Consider the following 16,566-nt stretch of genomic DNA (forward strand, 5'->3'; position numbering starts at 1 on the left):
CTGCCGCCGCCTAGACGAGCGCTTCGACCAACGCTTCTTCATCATCCCCCCGCACGTAGCGCCCCACGCCGTCCAGCCAACGATAGGCCCCGCCGGTGGCGTCCAGTGCCAACCGACGCCTGGTCGCGCTGTGTTCGTACAGGCGCAGTTCGCCAACGTCCACCGGCCCTGGCACAAAGCCGATGAACCAGAAGGCTGCCGTGGCGTCGATGGCGTCCACGCCGAACACGCTCGCCAACGCGCGTTGCAGCGGGTACCAGTCGGGTGGGCGATACGAGGGGAATACGTCGTCGGACATGGGCATCTGGCTGCCTGCTGGACGCCCTGCGTTTCCCCTCGTCACGGATCGTCACGCCGGTGGTCGAGGTCGTTCGAACGTCCGTGCTGCCGGGATCACTCCGGCACGCAAATCACCGACCTGCGGTGTGTCGCGCAATGAAGTCCCGAGTGCGCGCCAGCGATTCCCGGGCTTCGGGAAGCACCGCGGCGAAGAACTGCCACACATGCGGCACACGGGGCCAGAGGGCACATTCCACCGGCACGCCCGCGTCGCGCGCGCGCTCGGCCACCCGCAGGGCATCATCGCGCAGGACCTCGTCGGCGCTGGCGTGCACCAGCAACGGGGGGAACCCGCGATAGTCGCCGTACAACGGCGAGACCGTGGGCGCACGCGGGTCGCCGCCGCCCACGTAGAAGCCGGCCGCACGGCGGATCGTTTCGCCGGCGAACATGGCACACCGCGCGCTGTTTTCGTTGAGCGACGCGCCGGTCGCCGCCATGTCCGTCCATGGACAGAAGGTGACCACGGCCGCCGGGAGCGGCTCGCCCGCGTCGCGGAGGGCCAGCACGAGGGCCAGGGCCAGCCCCCCACCGGCCGAGTCCCCGGCCACCACCAGTCGCTCGGGCGCCACACCCTGCTCGCGCTGCAGGAACCGGTAGGCCGACAGCGCGTCGTCGAGGGCGGCGGGATGCGGATGTTCGGGGGCCAGTCGGTACCGCGGCACCCAGGCCTCGCCGCCCGTGCGCCGCACCAGGGACCCGACAAGAGACCGATGGGTCTCGGGGGAGCAGGCGATGTAGCCACCACCGTGCAGATACAGCAGCGTGGGAGCGCCGGGGGCGGCAGCGGGCCAGACCAGATGCTCCCCCCCTGGCCACCCCCCTGTTGGGGGGCGCAGTGCGAGCCGCGCCCCGGTGGATCGCGCCATGAGCTGGCGGGGACCGCGGGGTTTGCCCATGTTGGCGCGCACCCACTGGGGATCGATGGGGCGCAACGCATGCGGGCGCATGCGTGCCGCCACCAGCCAGTGCACGACATGCGCCTGCCAGCTGGGGCGGCTGGCGGCCAGATACGGCCGCAGGGACTCAGCCACGACCCCACCCACGTCGGAAGCGCATGCGCGACCCGCCTAGACGCCGACCTGCTTTTCCACCCGGTCGCGATAGTGGCGACTGAGGCGCAACCGCGTCCCATCCTCGAGAATCACGACGTAGTCACCCGAGAACCACTGTTGCATTTCGCGCACCCGATTGAGGTTCACGATGGTCGAGCGGTGAATGCGGGCGAAGAGTCGCGGGTCGAGCGTTTCCTCGAGATGCGAGATGCGCTCCCGGATGGTGTGCGCCGTTTTCCCCACATGCAGGCGGACGTAGTTGCGATCGGCCTCGATCCAGTCGATTTCCGTGGTCTTCACGAAGAACATGCGGCCGTCCTGCTTCACCAGAATCCGGCTGGCGTAGCTGCCACTCGGCGCGGCGGCTCCTGCCGCCGGAGGCGCCGCCGCCGCGCTGCTGCCACCGGCGCCCAGTGCCAGACCGGCGAGGGCCGCAGCCCCGTCACGTGCTTCGCCACCGCCGTCGGCAAGGCGCCGTACCGTTTCGAGCAGCTCGCCCAGCCGTTCGGCCGCCACGGCGTTCGCGCGCTGCTTGCGCGCCTTCTCGAAGGCCGCGCGGAAGCGATCGCCGTCCACTGGCTTGAGCACGTAATCCACCGCGTGCACATCGAACGCACGCTGCGCATGCTCATCATACGCCGTGACGAACAGGACCATGGGGACCGGGCCACCCTCGATCTCCCGCAGCACGCCGAAGCCGTCGAGTCCGGGCATCTGCACATCGAGGCACACCAGATCCGGACGCAGCGCACGAATCATCTCGACCGCCTCGAGACCCGACTCGGCTTCGCCCACGATTTCCACGTCGCTTTCATTTTGCAGCAGGCGGCGTACGCGCTGGCGGGCCAGCGTTTCGTCATCCACAATCAGGACTCGCACTCGTGCCTTCTCCCCTCCCGTTGACGAACCGAAGCGCACCGGGCCATCACGTCGGGAGGCGCGACGTGACGGTGACGCTTCGACGACCATACCGCAGTGAGACCGATTTCGGGATCGCCAGCGGATACCCAGACCGGGGACCAACACCAAATTGCGAAGCGCGGTTGCACAGACGGTGGCCCCTGCTGTCCCGAACGGTTGCCCCAGACCCCGACGGAGGGAAGTGCCGCCTTGTTGCACGCGGTCCGCTGGTTCGCTGATACCCCGCTCCCGCTCCAGAGTTCGCCTGCGTGCCCGCGTGCTGTCCCGCCAGAGCGGATTCGTCCTGTCTCCCCTGAACGCGTCTTGTCTCACCCATGACCAACTCGTCACTTCCCCTCACCATCGCGGATGAGGGCGCACGGCTGCGGCGGCTCACCCGCGTGCTGTTTGCCGGCATCTGGGTGGTGCCCTCATCACTCGCCGCGCTGCAGCTCACCGTGGTGGGCGACACCTCCGGCGTCCACTACGGGATCGGCACGGCGCTGCTCTGGCAGGGCTCGGCGTGGATGTTGTGGGGACTCTGGTCGCAGCTGATCCTCACGCTCGTTGATCGCGTGCAGCTCGATACGGCCCGCGTCCTGCCGTGGCTGGCCCTGCACGCCGGGTTCACCGTGATGATCAGTGCGGCCAACGTGCTGGCCATTGCCTGGCTCGACCACGTGTTCGGCGCCGTCGGACAGGTCACGACCTACGCGTTCGCCCTGCGCGTGGTGATCGTGAATCATCTCGACATTCAGGTGGTGCTCTACTGGGCCGTGCTCGGGGCCGCGTACATGGTCGAGTTCGTGCGGCGGTATCGCGAGCGGGATCGCGCCGCCGCGGAGCTCGAGCAGAAGCTCGCGCGTACGCAGCTGGAGGCGCTGCGCATGCAGCTCAACCCGCACTTCCTCTTCAATGCCCTCAACTCGGTGGCCGAGCTGATGGAGATGAACGTGAAGGAGGCGCAGCGCACCCTCATTCGCGTCAGCGATCTGCTGCGCCTCTCGCTGCGGTCGGCCGGGCAATCGCTCATTCCCGTCTGGCAGGAGATCGAGCTGGTGGAGCTCTACCTGCAGATCGCCCGCGTACGCTACGGCCACGGGCTGGACGTGGACATCGACGTGGACCCCAATGCGGTCGATCTCATGGTGCCGAGTTTCCTGTTGCAGCCGATCGTGGAGAACGCCCTCAAGCACGGCCTGGCGCCGGGCCACCCCGATCAGTCGATCGCCGTGCGTCTGGCGCGCGTGGGTGGCAGTCTCGAGATCGTCGTGGAGGACAACGGCAAGGGACTCGACGGGCTGCTCACCACCAGCGGACGCTTTCTCGCGGCGGTGCCGTCGGTGGACGGGTTGGGCATTGGGCTCACCAACACGCGCTCCCGTCTCGCCATGCTCTACGGCGACCGCTATGCCTTTCGCATGAGCAACCAGCCCAGCGGGGGGTGTCGGGTGGACATCCGCCTGCCGGTGCAGAACTGAACAGGGGCCTGACGGCTGGGGCATGGCACGCTTGCCACCCGACGGGTTTCCACGGAGAATCCCTATCTCCACCGTTCTCCACCCTTTCGTACACTGCCCATGACGACGGTTGCCCCCCCCATCCCCCGCACGCCCCTGCTGCTCGGCGCTCTGGTGCTGGCCGTGGGCATGGCCGGCGCCGGTGCGTTGATTGGCACCGGCTTCGCCCGCATGCGCACCGCCGACCGCACCGTCGCGGTCAAGGGCGTCGCCGAGCGCGAGGCCAAGGCCGACCTCGCGATCTGGCCGCTGCGCCTGGTGGCCACCGACGATGACCTCGGGCGCGCGAACACCGCCCTCGAGCGCAACGTGCAGCAGGTGCGCGCCTTCCTGCGCGAGAACGGACTCGACTCCACCGCCGCGGAGATCACGGTGCAGGAGTTCCGGGTGGAAGACGCGCGCACCGTGGGCGGATATGCCAACACCGCCCGCTACATCATTCGTCAAACGCTGGTGGTGCGCTCGGCCGATGTCGACAAGGTGCAGGCCGCCAGCCAGCGGGTCCCGGAGCTGGTCCGCAACGGGGTGGTGCTGTCGAGCGGTCAGGAGTACGGGGGTGGCGGCCCCACCTTCGTCTTCACCGGCCTCAATACGCTCAAGCCGGCCATGATTGCCGAAGCCACGGCGCGCGCGCGCCAGGGCGCCGAGCAGTTCGCACGTGACGCCAACAGCACCCTCTCCGGCATCCGTACGGCCAGCCAAGGCGTGTTCGAGATCCTGCCGCGCGATCAGGCGGCGGGAATCACCGAGGAGAGCCAGGTGCGCAAGCGCGTACGCGTGGTGACCACGGTGGTGTACGGGCTCGACGACTGAGGCTCAGGCACGCCGCTCGTTACACGAACGCCGAGTGGCCGGTGATGGCGCGCCCCACGATCATGGTGTTGATCTCGTTCGACCCTTCGTAGCTGTAAATGGCCTCCGCGTCGGCAAACAGCCGTGCCACGTGGTACTCCAGCAGAATACCGTTGCCACCCAGCGCCTCCCGGGCCAGCGCCACCGTTTCCCGGCACCTGGCCGCGCAGAACTGCTTGGCCAGCGCCGAGTGTTCGTCGCGGGGGCCCAAACGGTCCTGCAACTCCGACGCCCGCAACGCCACGCCGATCATGGCCGTCACGTTGCCCAGCATCTTCACGAGCATCTGCTGCACCAGCTGGTAGGAGGCAATGGGACGACCGAACTGGGTGCGCTCGCCGGCGTACCGTAGCGCATGCTCGTAGGCGCCCATCGCACACCCCACCGCCTGCCATGCCGTCCCGCAGCGCGCCGTGACGAGCACCCGCTGGGTGTCGGCAAACGACGTGGCACGCTGCAGGCGGTCGGCTTCCGCCACCCGCAGGTCGCGCATGGTGATGAGGCCGTTGTGCACCGTGCGCTGCGCAATCTTGCCGCGCATGAGCTCCGCAGAGTAGCCCGGCAGTGCGGTGCGCACGATGAACCCCTTCACCGTCTGGTCGGCTTCGTCGCGCGCCCAGATCACCACCACGTCGCACCAGGTGGCATTGCCGATCCACTTCTTCTGGCCGTTGAGCACCCACGTGTCCCCATCGCGCCGACAGGTGGTCGTGAGTCCGCGCGCGACACCAGACCCGACATCGGGTTCGGTGAGCCCGAACGCTCCTACCAGATCCCACCGTCGCAATGCCGGCAGCCACTCTTCCTGCTGCTCCGGTGACCCGCAGAGCGCGATGGCGTTCATGCAGAGCCCGGCATGCACGCCGAAGAAGGTGGCAAGTGACGGATCGACACGCGCAAACTCCATGCTGAGCAGCCCATCCGAGACGGTGGCCACGGGCGCATGCGCCGGCGTGTACCGATGCTGCAGCAGGTCCAGCGCCTTCATGCGCGCCACGAGGTAGTCGCGCGGAAACTCGCCCTTCTCCCACCAGGCGTTGGCCTGCGGCTCCCACTCCTCGGTCATGAACTGCCGCAGGGCGAGGCGCTCCGCGTTCACCGCGTCGGGCACCGTGGAAAACCAGTCGTAGAAGTCGCTGGTGGTGATGGCTGGGCGACGCGGCATACGGACTCGTGACGAGTGGGAACGTGCGAGGGCGCCGGGTTGGACGCTCCGCGAGCGGGACCGAAGGCGCGTACTGGCCCCCGGCGATGGCCTCGGCAGTATAATGCACGGGCCGCCCTCGATCCCCTGCCCTGCCTGCCGCTCCTCGCGTGTCCCTCGCCCGTTACCTCGCCCGTCTCGGCTACGGCCCCCGCAAGGCGTGCGAGCGCCTGATTGCCGGTCAGCAGGTCCGTTCGGCCAGCGGGGCCGTCCTGCGCGACGGGGATCCGTTTGCCCACGATGACGTGCGCGTGGACGGTGCCCCGCTCGATCCCCCGCCCGGGGCCGTGGTCCTGCTGCACAAGCCCGTGGGCTACGTCTGCTCCACGCGCGATCGACCGCCGCTCGTGTACGACCTGGTGCCGCCGCGGTGGCTGGTGCGCACGCCCGTGCTGGCCACCGTGGGGCGGCTCGACGCGGACACGAGCGGCCTGCTGCTGCTCACCGACGATGGGCCACTCAATCACCAGCTCACCTCACCCCGATGGCACCTGCCGAAGGGCTACGACGTGACGCTGGCCGACCCGCTGCGCGGGGACGAGGCCGAGCGCTTTGCCAGCGGGACGCTGCGGCTGCAGGGAGACGACGAGCCCGTGCGTGCGGCCATACTGACGGCGCACGACGGGGGACAGGTGCGCCTGACCATCAGTGAGGGTCGCTACCACCAGGTGCGACGCATGTTCGCCGCCGTGGGCCACCACGTGACGGCCCTGCACCGCGCCACCTTCGGGCCGCTCGACCTGACCGGCGTGAACATCGGGAGCTGGCGGGTGCTTGCCGCCGACGAAGTCAGGGCACTGCGGGAGGCCGCGCAGTCGGCGGCCCGGGCGGCGAAGGGCGCGCGGTAGCCGGAAGGCGCTCTGCCAGGAGCCGCCTGATCGCCGGCCGCAGCGTAAGCGGGCCCACCGGCCCCATCACGGTATGGCGCACCACGCCCTGCCGGTCGACGAGAAAGCTCGTGGGATACCCGCGCACGCCACCGAAGGCGGCGATGACCTCAGCGGTGACGATCGCCACCGGATAGCGGATGTCGCGCTCAGCCAGAAAGGCATCCACCGTCTGAGCCGGACCGCGATCCACCGACAGCCCCAGCACCACCAGGCCGTCGTCGGCGTAGGCGTTGGCCAATTGCTGCAGCGCCGGCATCTCCGCCCGACAGGGTGGGCACCAGGTCGCCCACACATTCACGAAGACGACCTGCCCGCGCAGGCTCTCGGCGGTGATCCGGTCGCCGCGCCGTGTGGTCACGGCGTAGTCCGGCTGCAGCGCGGCACGCTGCCGCACCCCCATCAGCGCCTCCATGTGCGGCCAGCAGCGTGGCGCCGCCCACAGCAGGATGGCCGCGGTCACGAGATTGGGCAGCGTGAGCCAGCGGACCAGCCCCACGGGGATCCACGCCGGCGCCCAGGTCGGCACCCGGGACGGTCGTGGCTCGTGCTCCTCAGGCACGACGCACCCCGCCAATGACCTTGAACCGGCGCCCGTCGTGCGCCGTGCGCACCTCGCCAAACACCTCGGCGATGAGGCGCTCATACGGCAGCGTGCGGTTGGCCACCAGATACAGGCGCCCGCCACGATGCAGGTGCGCATGGGCCTGCTCGATGAACGCGCGCGGGATGGCCAGGTCGGTGCCCTTGCCAAGGTGAAACGGCGGATTGCTCACCACCACATCGAAGGCGCGCCCGGCGACGGCGCTGCACACGTCGCTGGCGCGCACGTCCACGTTGAGGCACTGCGCCATGCGGGCGGTGCGCTGTGCACAGCGGATGGCATCGGCATCGGCGTCGAGCATGCACACCGAGCCGGCCGGGGTGAGGCGAGCAGCCACCACCCCGAGGATGCCGGCCCCACACCCCAGGTCGAGCACGGTCTCGCCATCGTCCACGCGCATGAGGTCGGCCAGCACGCGGGAAGCCTCGTCGAGATGCTCCCATGAAAACACGCCGGGGCGCGTGGCCAGGACGAACGCGGTGCCGCCCACCACCACCGGTTGTTCGAAGAACGTCTCGCAGTCGAGCCACGGTGTGGTCGCGAGCACGCCGTCCGCCGGCACGTCTGCCGTTTTCACCGCCAACAGCAGCCGACAGCCACTGTGCTGGTTCTCGAGCCGCGCCGCCCCGAAAAGCTGCTCCAGCAGGCGCGCCGCCGGTTTGGCGCCTTCGTCATTCGCCCCCGCCAGCAGACACCGTCCCCCCACCGCAAGCGCACGGAAGGCTTCCACCACGGCCAACTGCACGCCCAGCTTGTCGGTGGGAATGCGAATGGTCACCAACTCGCACGAGCCAGCCTCCACGTGCGGATTGACGCACGCCGTGTGGAACACGGCCGGCGGGCTCTGGCCATCGTGCGCGCCGGGCGAAGCGGAGGCGAGCAGCGACCGACGGGTGGCCTCGGCATTCGCCGCGTACCGGTCAACGGCGAGCGGCGCAAACCCCACGGCCTGTGCCACGGCGGGCACGAGCCCATTGCCGCTCCCCAGGTGGAGGGACAGTGCGCCGGCAGCCGACGGACGCCGGGTGGCCACCGCTTCGGCCAGCATGCCGGCGGGTGCGTCGGTACCGCCGTGGGCCAGGACGCCCGGCTTGGAGGCCACGGCCACCACCGCGTCCATGACGGACACCCGCCCCACCTGCCACGTGTCGTAGGCGGAGATTCCGCTGCGCATGGTCATGGGCGCAAGCTACTGCGTGGTGTGACCGGCGAAACGCCCAGCCGGCGCCGCATCAGCGGCGTCCCCACACCACGGCGGTGCGCGGCGGCACGGTCAGCACGCCACGGGCACGGTCCCAGCGGGCGCTGCGAACGCGCGCGTCGGCCGCCGTGGGGGCGGCCAGCACCGGATGCAGCTGGAGTGGCGCGCCGGCCAGCCACGGGACCGTTACCTCGTGCGCCACCGTGTCGGCGTTCACGGCATACAGCAGGTCGGCGAAGTTGGCGCCGGTCAGTCCGCGACCGTCGAGATGGGCCGCGATCACCGTGGGCTCCTGGGCGCGCCCCACGTTGGCAAAGCGCAGCCGGGTGCGCACCTCTCCTGCCGTACGCAACCGGAAGAGAGAGGAGCTCGCGCGGATGCGCAGCAGGTCGAGAAAGGCGGCGCGCGTGAACCCCACCGTGGCCGGTGACGGCACCAGCGTGGCGTCGGCCAGCCGCTCACGCTGCAGCGGCCAGCTGGCGGCGTTGTCATTGCGCGGAGGCAGCCCGCGTCCGAATCCGTGTTGGGCGCCGGTGGGGTCGTAGCTGTTGAACCAGTCTCCCGAATCGAAGCTGTTGCGATCGAGACTCTTGCTGCGCAGCAGCTCCTGCCCCGCATGCACGTACGCGATGCCCTGACTGAACAGCACCAGGGACGACGCCAGCAGCTGCACCCGCGCACGGTCGTCCATGGTCGTGCCGCGCGGCAGCTTCAGCACGATCGCGTCGAACAGCGTGGTGTTGTCGTGATTCTCCACGTAGTTCACGACTTCGGCCGGCGTGTGCACATACCCCGCTGGTTGACCGCCGTAGCGCAGCGCTGCCCCCGCCTGCACCGTGCCGCTGGCGGTGACGAACCGGTAGTCCCGCAAGGTGCCGGCGAGCCCCAGGCGCACGAGATCGGCCGCCTGCCGCAGGGCGTCACGGTCGGCGGCCGGCGTGTCGAGCTGCTGCCGCTCCGCGTTGGGGGCATAGCCCAGCCCATTCACCCAGCCCTGATGGCGTACCTGTGCCACGCCATCATCGAGGGCGCTGCCGCCACGAATGGCATCGCGCGCGCGATCGGAAAAGGTGGCGATGCCGCTGCCACCCAGCGCACGCTGCGACGCCTGCACGAAGCGCCGGCCATCGGCGACTTCACCGAAGTTCCACCCCTCGCCGATGAGCGGCACGGCGGTGCCGGCGGCCGCATTCACCGCGCGCTGCAGTCGCTCCATCGCGGCGCGTGGCTGGTGCCCCATGAGATCGAAACGAAACGAGCTGATGCCATAGTGCCGCACCCACGCCACCGCCGACTCGATCATGAGCTTCGCCATCAGGCGATGCTCGGTGGCCGTGTTGGCGCAGCAGGTGGAGGTTTCGACGCGTCCGTCGGCATCCAGCCGATGGAAGTAGCCGGGCACGATGCGGTCGAGCACCGATTGCGGCGACTGACCGGCCGCCGAGGTGTGGTTGTAGACCACGTCCATGCCCACCCGCAAGCCGGCGGCGTTGAGCGCCATCACCATCTGGCGGAACTCGCGGATACGGGCCTGATGGGCGCCGGCATCAGTGGCGTAGCTGCCTTCGGGCACCGTGTAGTGCAAGGGGTCATAGCCCCAGTTGAAACAGTCGCTCCCGGCGGCGGCCATGACGGTGGCCTGCTGCGCCTCTCCCGCCGGGGTGCCGCGCACATCCGGCGTCAGGCAGCCGATCTCGGGGATGGTGGCGATGTCGAAGACCGGCAGCAGATGCACGTCGGTGACACCGGCGCGTGCGAGTGCCTGCAGGTGCCGCATGCCGTGGCTCGCGGTGTCCGTGAACGCGAGGTACTTGCCGCGATGGGCCGGTGGCACGCGCTCGTCCTGCACGGAGAAGTCGCGCACGTGCAATTCGTAGATGACCTGATCCACCGCATGGGTCAGCGTCGGCGGCTGTCGCCGATTCCACCCCGGGGGCGCCAGCATCGGATCGGCGAGGTCCACCACCACCGACTGCGCGGAGTTGGCCGTGAGGGCCAGCGACCAGGGATCCGTGACCCGATTGCGCACGATCCCGGTCCCGGGGACGTGCACATCGACGAGATAGCGGTACGGGGTGCCCTGTGGCGCCTCAGGCACCGTGGCCGCCCACACGCCGCTGACGGTGTCGGGCTGCAACGCCACGATACGCGCGCCCTCCGTCCCCTGGTGGAGGCAGACGGCAACGTGGCGGGCGGTGGGCGCCCACAGCGCAAATCGGGTGCGCTGGCCGGCAACAGGCTGGGCTCCCAGCGTCATGGATTCGGCGGCGGTGGCGTACAGCGCGTCGAGTGCCCGTGCGGTTTGCGTGTGGGTGGCCGCCAGCACCCGTCCCTCCCCGTCTTCGCGCACGAGCACCAGCGGCCCCGCCAGCAGCATGCGAGGCAGGGCTCCGCCACGTGCCAGCGAGAGCGTGGCCCCAGGGAGCACGTGGCGGGTGGCTCGCGCCAGCGGCGTGGCCAGAGCGGCAGACCGCCCGACCAGAGGCACGGTGTCGGTGGCGCCGGCGACCCGTTCGCCCGGGCGCACCGTCAGCGACGCCCCCCGGCTGGCATACAGCACGAACCGGCCGCTATCGAGCGGCGCCTGCGGCCAGCGTACCGTGCGGGCGTCGAGCCAGACGGCGCGCGCCGCCGCGGGTTGGTCCCGCACCGGCTGGAGCAGGCGGGCGTGGGTCTCGGCGGTGCAGTCGCCTGCCGACGGCGGCTGGGCGGCGGCCGACCCGGCGCCGCCCAGCAGGACGGCGGCAGTGAGGCTACGAAGGAACGAGCGCATGCAGTGAGCCTAACGCAAAGGGCCCCGGAATGTCCGAGGCCCTTGCGTACATGTGCGAAATGCGATGAACCGACAGTGGGCCTGAGAGGAGTTGAACCTCTGACCTCACGCTTATCAGGCGTGCGCTCTAACCACCTGAGCTACAGGCCCGGTGCCAGGCGCCCGAACCGGGCCACCAATCCACCAGAGCCGCATAATGTATCCTCTGGCGATCCTCGAGTAAAGGGAGCCGCCCGCTTTTCCTCACGATCCCTGCGGCGGACGCTCGGCCAGCGCCACGCCTCGGCCAAACGCACAACGGGCGACCGGTAGGTCGCCCGTCTTCCGTCCGCCTGCTCCCGTGCGGGAGGCCAGCGGACTGATCACGCGTCCGGATCGTCCTCGTCGCCGTAGCCGAGGTCTTCGTCGAAGTCGTAGTCGTCGTCGTCGTCGTCGTCCTCGTCGTCGAGATCCTCATCATCGTCGTCGAGGTCGTCCTCGTCGTCCTCATCGTCGTCGAGGTCATCGTCGTCGAAATCGACGTCGTCGTCGTCGTCATCCTCGTCGAGATCGTCCTCGTCGAAGCCCTCGTCATCGAACTCTTCGTCGTCGTCGGCGGCGAGCATGAAGACCGACGACTGCACCTTCTCTTCGAGCGCGTCCATTGACGACGACCCGAACAGCTCCAACATGGGACGATTCTCCTGCGAGTGTGAAAGAAAGGGAACGCGTGTGCCTGCTGTGCGGGAGTATCGGCAGGCGACGCGCAGGGCGCAAGCCGATCCAACGCACCGATACCCCGAAAAACGCGCCCGGATACGCACCCGGGCCCGCCGTGATCGGCTGGGCCCGGATGGTGACTGCGGCAGCGGAGACGGGCGGTTACGCCGAGGCGCGGTCCCGTTCGCGCTTGACTTCGCGCGTGACGCGCTTGCGGTCGCTGGCGGCCAGCATGCGCTTGCGCAGGCGGATGCTCTGCGGGGTGACTTCGATCAGCTCGTCATCCTCGATGTACTCGAGGGCGCTTTCGAGGGTGATCTGGCGGGGCGGTTCCAGCACGATGGCCTCGTCCGCGCCCTTGGAGCGCATGTTCGTGAGCTTCTTCTCCTTGCAGGGGTTCACGTCCATGTCGCCCGGACGCGAGTTCTCACCGATGAGCATGCCCTCGTACACGGCGTCGCCCGGGGTGACGAAGAGCGTCGAACGCTCCTGCAGCGAAAAGAGCGCAAAGGCAATGATGGTGCCGTTTTCCATGGACACCAGCACCCCGCGCGAGCGTCCCGAGAGCGGCCCGGCCCACGGCCCGTACTCCAGGAACCGGTGGTGCATGATGCCCGTCCCGCGCGTATCGGTCAGGAACTCCGAGCGGTAGCCGAAGAGCCCGCGCGCCGGCACACGGTACAGCAGGCGCACCAGCCCCTGCCCCGGGTTCTTCATTTCGATCATCTCGGCCTTGCGGGGGCCCAGCTTCTCGATGACCACGCCGAGATAGTCCTCGGGCACGTCGATCGCCAACTCCTCGAACGGCTCGAGCTTCTGGCCATTGTCGTCGATGCGCGTGATCACGCGCGGGCGCGACACCTGGAACTCGAACCCTTCGCGCCGCATCGTCTCCATGAGGATGGACAGGTGCAGCTCACCACGTCCCGACACGCTCCAGGCGTCGGTGGTGTCGCTGTCTTCCACCCGCAGGGCCACGTTGCGCTCGAGCTCCTTGTACAGCCGCTCACGGATCTGCCGCGAGGTGACGAATTTCCCTTCCTTGCCGGCAAAGGGCGAGTTGTTCACCACGAAGTCGACACTGATCGTGGGCTCCTCCACGCTGATCCCTTCCAACGCGTCCGGCGTGTTGGGATCGGTGAGCGTGGTGCCGATGTCCACGTTTTCGAAGCCGGCGAGCAGCACGATCTCCCCCGCCGATGCCTCCTGGATTTCCACGCGCTCCAGCCCTTCGTAACCGTACAGCTTCGTGACCCGGCCGCGCACGGGCGCCGCGCTGTTGTCGGGGGTGACGAGGGTGATGCTGTCACCCATGTGCACCGTACCGCGCTCGATGCGCCCGATCGCCATGCGGCCGAGATAGGCCGAGTAGTCGATCGTGGAGACGAGCATCTGGAAGGGCCCGTCCTTGTCGGTCGGCGGCGGCGGGACCGTCTTGACGATGGTCTCGAAGAGTGGTTCGAAGTCCACCGCTTCCTGGTCGAGATCGAGCGTCGAGATGCCGTTCTTGGCCGAGCAGTACACCACGGGTGAGTCGAGCTGCTCCTCGGTGGCCTCGAGCTCGATGAAGAGCGAGAGCACCTCGTCGTGCACGCGGAGCGGGTCGGCCCCCGGACGGTCGATCTTGTTGATGACGATGATGGGCGTGCGCCCGAGTTCCAGTGCCTTGCGCAGCACGAAGCGCGTTTGCGGCATGGGGCCGTCGAAGGCGTCGACGACCAGCAGCACCCCGTCCACCATGCGCAGAATGCGCTCCACTTCGCCGCCGAAATCCGCGTGCCCCGGCGTGTCCACGATGTTGATCTTCGTGTCCTTCCACCGGATGGAGGTATTCTTCGCCAGAATGGTGATCCCCCGCTCCTTCTCGAGCGGATTGGAGTCCATCACGCGTTCTTCTACGACCTGATTTTCGCGGAAGGCTCCGGCCTGGCGGAGCATTTTGTCGACGAGGGTGGTCTTCCCGTGGTCGACGTGCGCGATGATGGCGACGTTGCGAATTTCCATAGCCTTAGAAGATAGCGGGGACAGGGATACCAAAACAACGGCCCGCCGGTTCGGAATGATCCCCGGCGGGAAAACCCGGCCCCCCGCCGCCGCCGCGACCTGACCGGCACCCCCTCAGCGTGCTCCCGGCGTCCATGCCGGGGCCGGGTCGCGGTCACGGCACACCGCCGTTACCGTCGGCTGTCTCGCGTCTGCCGACGCTCCACCATCTCCACCGCCACCGCCATCGCCCGCACCAGACTCTCGGCACTCGCAATCCCCTGCCCCGCAATGTCCAGCGCGGTGCCATGATCCGGCGAGGTGCGCACGAAGGGCAGGCCGAGCGTGATGTTCACCGCGCTGCCAAAGCTCGCCACCTTGATGGCCGTCATTCCCACGTCGTGATACGGCGCGATGACCGCATCGAACTCGCCGCGCAGCGCGCGCACGAACACCGTATCGGCGGGAAAGGGGCCGAACATGCCGCAGGCGCGGGCCACCGGCGCCAGCAGGTCATCGTCTTCGTGACCGAAACGGCCACCGTCACCGGCGTGAGGGTTCATGGCGCACAGCGCGATGCGCGGCACGTCGATGCCCAGATCGCGGCGCAGCCCCTCGTGGGTCGTGCGGAACGTCTGCGCCAGCACCTCGCGGGTCAGCGCGGCCGGCACGTCGCGCAGCGCGATGTGCGTCGTGGCCAACACCACCCGCAGCCGGTCGCTGGCCAGCATCATGGCCGTGGGGACCCCCGCCAGCCGGGCCAGCATTTCCGTGTGCCCGGGAAAATCGAAGCCACCGGCCTGCAGCGCGTGCTTGTCGAGCGGTGCCGTCACCATGCCCGCGACCTCGCCGCGCAGCGCGAGTTGCGCCGCGAGCTCCACCGCACGCCCGGCAAAGCGCCCGCCGGCGGCTTCATCGCGCGCCGCATCGCCCGTGGGCGCCCACGCGCCCAGATCGTCGTGCACCGGCAGCCCGCAGCCGCGCGGGCCGATCACCCGCCACGCCACCGCGTTTGGCCCATGCGCCGAGGCGCTCAGCGCCGCAATTCGCGGATCACTGAGCGCCTTGCCGACGATCTCCGGACCGATGCCCCGCGGGTCCCCCAGCGTGAGCGCCAGCCGCATCACCGATTGCCACCCCCCTGCTTGGTGGGATCGTAGCGAACACTCACATAGGTCTGCTTCTTCAGATTGTCGATGAGGCGGCGCATCTTGCGCTCCTCCGACAGCTGATCGCGGATGCGATCGCGCGCCTCGTTCAGCGTCCACGCCCCCGCCTCGTCCAGAAACGTGACCTGGGCAATGACGAACTTCGCCACCCCGGCTGACGGATCGGGGAGCGGAAACGGATCGACGATCTGGTTGAGCGTGGCCCCCTCGAGCGCGTTCCGGTAGGGCTCGGGCAACTCACTGCGCGGATACTCCGGAATGGTCTTGTCCTCGCCACTCGCGTTGTCGTGGAACTTCACGCTGAGCGAGTCGAAGCTGCCGCCGGCACGCCACGCCAGCACGATGCTGTCGGCCAGCTCCTTGGCGCGACGCTCGTCGCTCGAGTCCACCTGCGGGCGGATGAGGATGTGTCGCGCCTTCACCTCCGCCGGCTGCACGCGATCCACGCGGATGATGTGAAACCCGAAGGCCGTCTCCACGATCGGACTGACGACGCCGGGGTTGAGGGAAAACATCATGCGGTCGAACTCCGGCACCATGCGCCCGCGGCGGTTCCAGCCGAGGTCGCCCCCCATTTCCGCCGAACCGTCCATGGAGTACTTCTTGGCCATCAGCTCGAAGTCCTCCGGCCGCGTCTGCAGCTCGTTCCAGAGCGAGTCGATCTTGTCGCGGGCGCGCTTCTTGGCCGCCTCGCTGGGCTTGGTGGCCACGACGATCTGCCGCAGGCCCACGCGGGCTTCCTTGGGGCCGATGCGCTGCTTGAACACCTCGAACGCGTCGCGGATCTCCTCCTCACTCACATTCACGGCGCTGACCTTGCCGTCGCGCTGCAGCTTCTGCATGACCTGCTGCTGCATCTTGTCGCGGCGCAACTGATCGCCGGTGATCTTGCGCCACTCCTCGATGGTGCCCATGCCGGCTTCCTTGAGCGCCGCCCTGAACTCGGCGTCGCTCTGAAAGCGCTTGCGGATGTTCTTCTCCTGGTCATCCACCGCACTGGCCACGTCGCCGTCCTGCACCTCCACCTTCTCGTCTTTCGCCTTCTGCACCAGCAGCTCGGCGTCGATGAGGCGCTCGAGAATATCGGCCTCGAGCTTGGCGAGATCGGCGGCCGACTCCACCTTGGCGCCCGACGCCCGCGCCTGGTTGACCGCCGTCATGACCTCCGACACGAGGATGATCTGATCGCCCACGATGGCGGCGATGCCGTCAATGGGAAGACCGCGAATCGTGTCGGCCGCGGGCGCGGGCGCCGCAGCGGCGGGTGACGCGGAGGTCGCTTGGGCGCGCACGAGCGCGGGCGCCGCCGTGAAGGCGACAGCGGCAACAAGGAGGCGGTGGTTCATGCGAGGCATCATTCGGGTAGGTACCCGCGGGCGG

Annotated in this window: 14 protein-coding genes and 1 tRNA gene; 3 read left to right on the forward strand and 12 right to left on the reverse strand. The window is 68.9% G+C overall.

The window, feature by feature from the left end; all coding sequences use genetic code 11:
- Positions 1-10: 10 nt before the first annotated feature.
- The 3 genes from LW840_RS03550 to LW840_RS03560 form a co-directional block, all read right to left on the reverse strand.
- Positions 11-298: a hypothetical protein gene (locus tag LW840_RS03550; RefSeq protein ID WP_291261269.1), complete on the reverse strand. Its 288-nt coding sequence runs from the start codon at positions 296-298 to the stop codon at positions 11-13.
- A 112-nt stretch (positions 299-410) separates the two neighbouring features.
- Positions 411-1,373, reverse strand: a complete 963-nt coding sequence (locus LW840_RS03555; RefSeq protein ID WP_291261268.1) for an alpha/beta hydrolase — start codon at positions 1,371-1,373, stop codon at positions 411-413.
- A 36-nt stretch (positions 1,374-1,409) separates the two neighbouring features.
- A complete protein-coding gene (locus LW840_RS03560) occupies positions 1,410-2,273 on the reverse strand; it encodes a LytTR family DNA-binding domain-containing protein (protein WP_291267502.1) in 864 nt (287 codons plus the stop codon).
- A 356-nt stretch (positions 2,274-2,629) separates the two neighbouring features.
- Between LW840_RS03560 and LW840_RS03565 the strand changes: the two genes are divergently transcribed.
- Together LW840_RS03565 and LW840_RS03570 are read left to right on the forward strand one after the other, a co-directional pair.
- A complete protein-coding gene (locus LW840_RS03565) occupies positions 2,630-3,775 on the forward strand; it encodes a histidine kinase (RefSeq protein WP_291276414.1) in 1,146 nt (381 codons plus the stop codon).
- 99 nt (positions 3,776-3,874) lie between these two features.
- Positions 3,875-4,627, forward strand: coding sequence for an SIMPL domain-containing protein (locus LW840_RS03570; protein ID WP_291276415.1), 753 nt, complete (start codon positions 3,875-3,877; stop codon positions 4,625-4,627).
- A 19-nt stretch (positions 4,628-4,646) separates the two neighbouring features.
- Here LW840_RS03570 and LW840_RS03575 read toward each other — a convergent pair whose 3' ends face one another.
- On the reverse strand, positions 4,647-5,831 hold the full coding sequence (locus LW840_RS03575) for an acyl-CoA dehydrogenase family protein (protein WP_291267503.1): 1,185 nt from the start codon (positions 5,829-5,831) through the stop codon (positions 4,647-4,649).
- A 149-nt stretch (positions 5,832-5,980) separates the two neighbouring features.
- Between LW840_RS03575 and LW840_RS03580 the strand changes: the two genes are divergently transcribed.
- Positions 5,981-6,718, forward strand: a complete 738-nt coding sequence (locus LW840_RS03580) for a pseudouridine synthase (protein ID WP_291267504.1) — start codon at positions 5,981-5,983, stop codon at positions 6,716-6,718.
- On the opposite strand, the gene LW840_RS03585 is transcribed toward LW840_RS03580, so the two are convergent.
- The 8 genes from LW840_RS03585 to LW840_RS03620 all read right to left on the reverse strand — a co-directional run bounded on the left by LW840_RS03585 (position 6,660) and on the right by LW840_RS03620 (position 16,532).
- Complete coding sequence (locus LW840_RS03585; RefSeq protein WP_291267505.1) at positions 6,660-7,286, reverse strand: TlpA disulfide reductase family protein; 627 nt, start codon at positions 7,284-7,286, stop codon at positions 6,660-6,662. The two genes, LW840_RS03580 and LW840_RS03585, sit on opposite strands and share 59 nt — an antisense overlap.
- A gap of 25 nt (positions 7,287-7,311) precedes the next feature.
- Positions 7,312-8,541, reverse strand: coding sequence for a methyltransferase (locus LW840_RS03590; protein ID WP_291276416.1), 1,230 nt, complete (start codon positions 8,539-8,541; stop codon positions 7,312-7,314).
- A gap of 52 nt (positions 8,542-8,593) precedes the next feature.
- Positions 8,594-11,335 carry a pullulanase-type alpha-1,6-glucosidase gene (gene pulA / locus LW840_RS03595; RefSeq protein WP_291276417.1) on the reverse strand — a complete coding sequence of 914 codons (2,742 nt, stop codon included), beginning with the start codon at positions 11,333-11,335 and terminating at the stop codon, positions 8,594-8,596.
- 76 nt (positions 11,336-11,411) lie between these two features.
- Positions 11,412-11,485 (reverse strand) — tRNA-Ile (locus LW840_RS03600).
- A 212-nt stretch (positions 11,486-11,697) separates the two neighbouring features.
- Complete coding sequence (locus LW840_RS03605) at positions 11,698-12,006, reverse strand: hypothetical protein (protein ID WP_291276418.1); 309 nt, start codon at positions 12,004-12,006, stop codon at positions 11,698-11,700.
- 190 nt (positions 12,007-12,196) lie between these two features.
- Positions 12,197-14,038 (reverse strand): translational GTPase TypA, encoded by a 1,842-nt coding sequence (gene typA, locus LW840_RS03610; RefSeq protein ID WP_291261258.1) that lies wholly within the window; start codon positions 14,036-14,038, stop codon positions 12,197-12,199.
- A gap of 170 nt (positions 14,039-14,208) precedes the next feature.
- Positions 14,209-15,141, reverse strand: coding sequence for a 4-hydroxythreonine-4-phosphate dehydrogenase PdxA (gene pdxA / locus LW840_RS03615; protein ID WP_291267509.1), 933 nt, complete (start codon positions 15,139-15,141; stop codon positions 14,209-14,211).
- Positions 15,141-16,532 (reverse strand): peptidylprolyl isomerase, encoded by a 1,392-nt coding sequence (locus LW840_RS03620; protein ID WP_291267510.1) that lies wholly within the window; start codon positions 16,530-16,532, stop codon positions 15,141-15,143. Before LW840_RS03620 ends, pdxA begins: the two co-directional genes overlap by 1 nt.
- Positions 16,533-16,566: the final 34 nt, after the last annotated feature.

The organism is Gemmatimonas sp. (assembly GCF_021298855.1).
GTDB lineage: Bacteria > Gemmatimonadota > Gemmatimonadetes > Gemmatimonadales > Gemmatimonadaceae > Gemmatimonas.

Bases quoted from the DNA above. Each gene is read 5' to 3' on its own strand.
- LW840_RS03550 (WP_291261269.1), bottom strand. From the start codon at position 298: ATGTCCGACGACGTATTCCCCTCGTATCGCCCACCCGACTGGTACCCG.
- LW840_RS03565 (WP_291276414.1), top strand. From the start codon at position 2,630: ATGACCAACTCGTCACTTCCCCTCACCATCGCGGATGAGGGCGCACGG.
- LW840_RS03570 (WP_291276415.1), top strand. From the start codon at position 3,875: ATGACGACGGTTGCCCCCCCCATCCCCCGCACGCCCCTGCTGCTCGGC.
- LW840_RS03575 (WP_291267503.1), bottom strand. From the start codon at position 5,831: ATGCCGCGTCGCCCAGCCATCACCACCAGCGACTTCTACGACTGGTTT.
- LW840_RS03590 (WP_291276416.1), bottom strand. From the start codon at position 8,541: ATGACCATGCGCAGCGGAATCTCCGCCTACGACACGTGGCAGGTGGGG.
- pulA (WP_291276417.1), bottom strand. From the start codon at position 11,335: ATGCGCTCGTTCCTTCGTAGCCTCACTGCCGCCGTCCTGCTGGGCGGC.
- LW840_RS03605 (WP_291276418.1), bottom strand. From the start codon at position 12,006: ATGTTGGAGCTGTTCGGGTCGTCGTCAATGGACGCGCTCGAAGAGAAG.
- typA (WP_291261258.1), bottom strand. From the start codon at position 14,038: ATGGAAATTCGCAACGTCGCCATCATCGCGCACGTCGACCACGGGAAG.
- pdxA (WP_291267509.1), bottom strand. From the start codon at position 15,141: ATGCGGCTGGCGCTCACGCTGGGGGACCCGCGGGGCATCGGTCCGGAG.
- LW840_RS03620 (WP_291267510.1), bottom strand. From the start codon at position 16,532: ATGAACCACCGCCTCCTTGTTGCCGCTGTCGCCTTCACGGCGGCGCCC.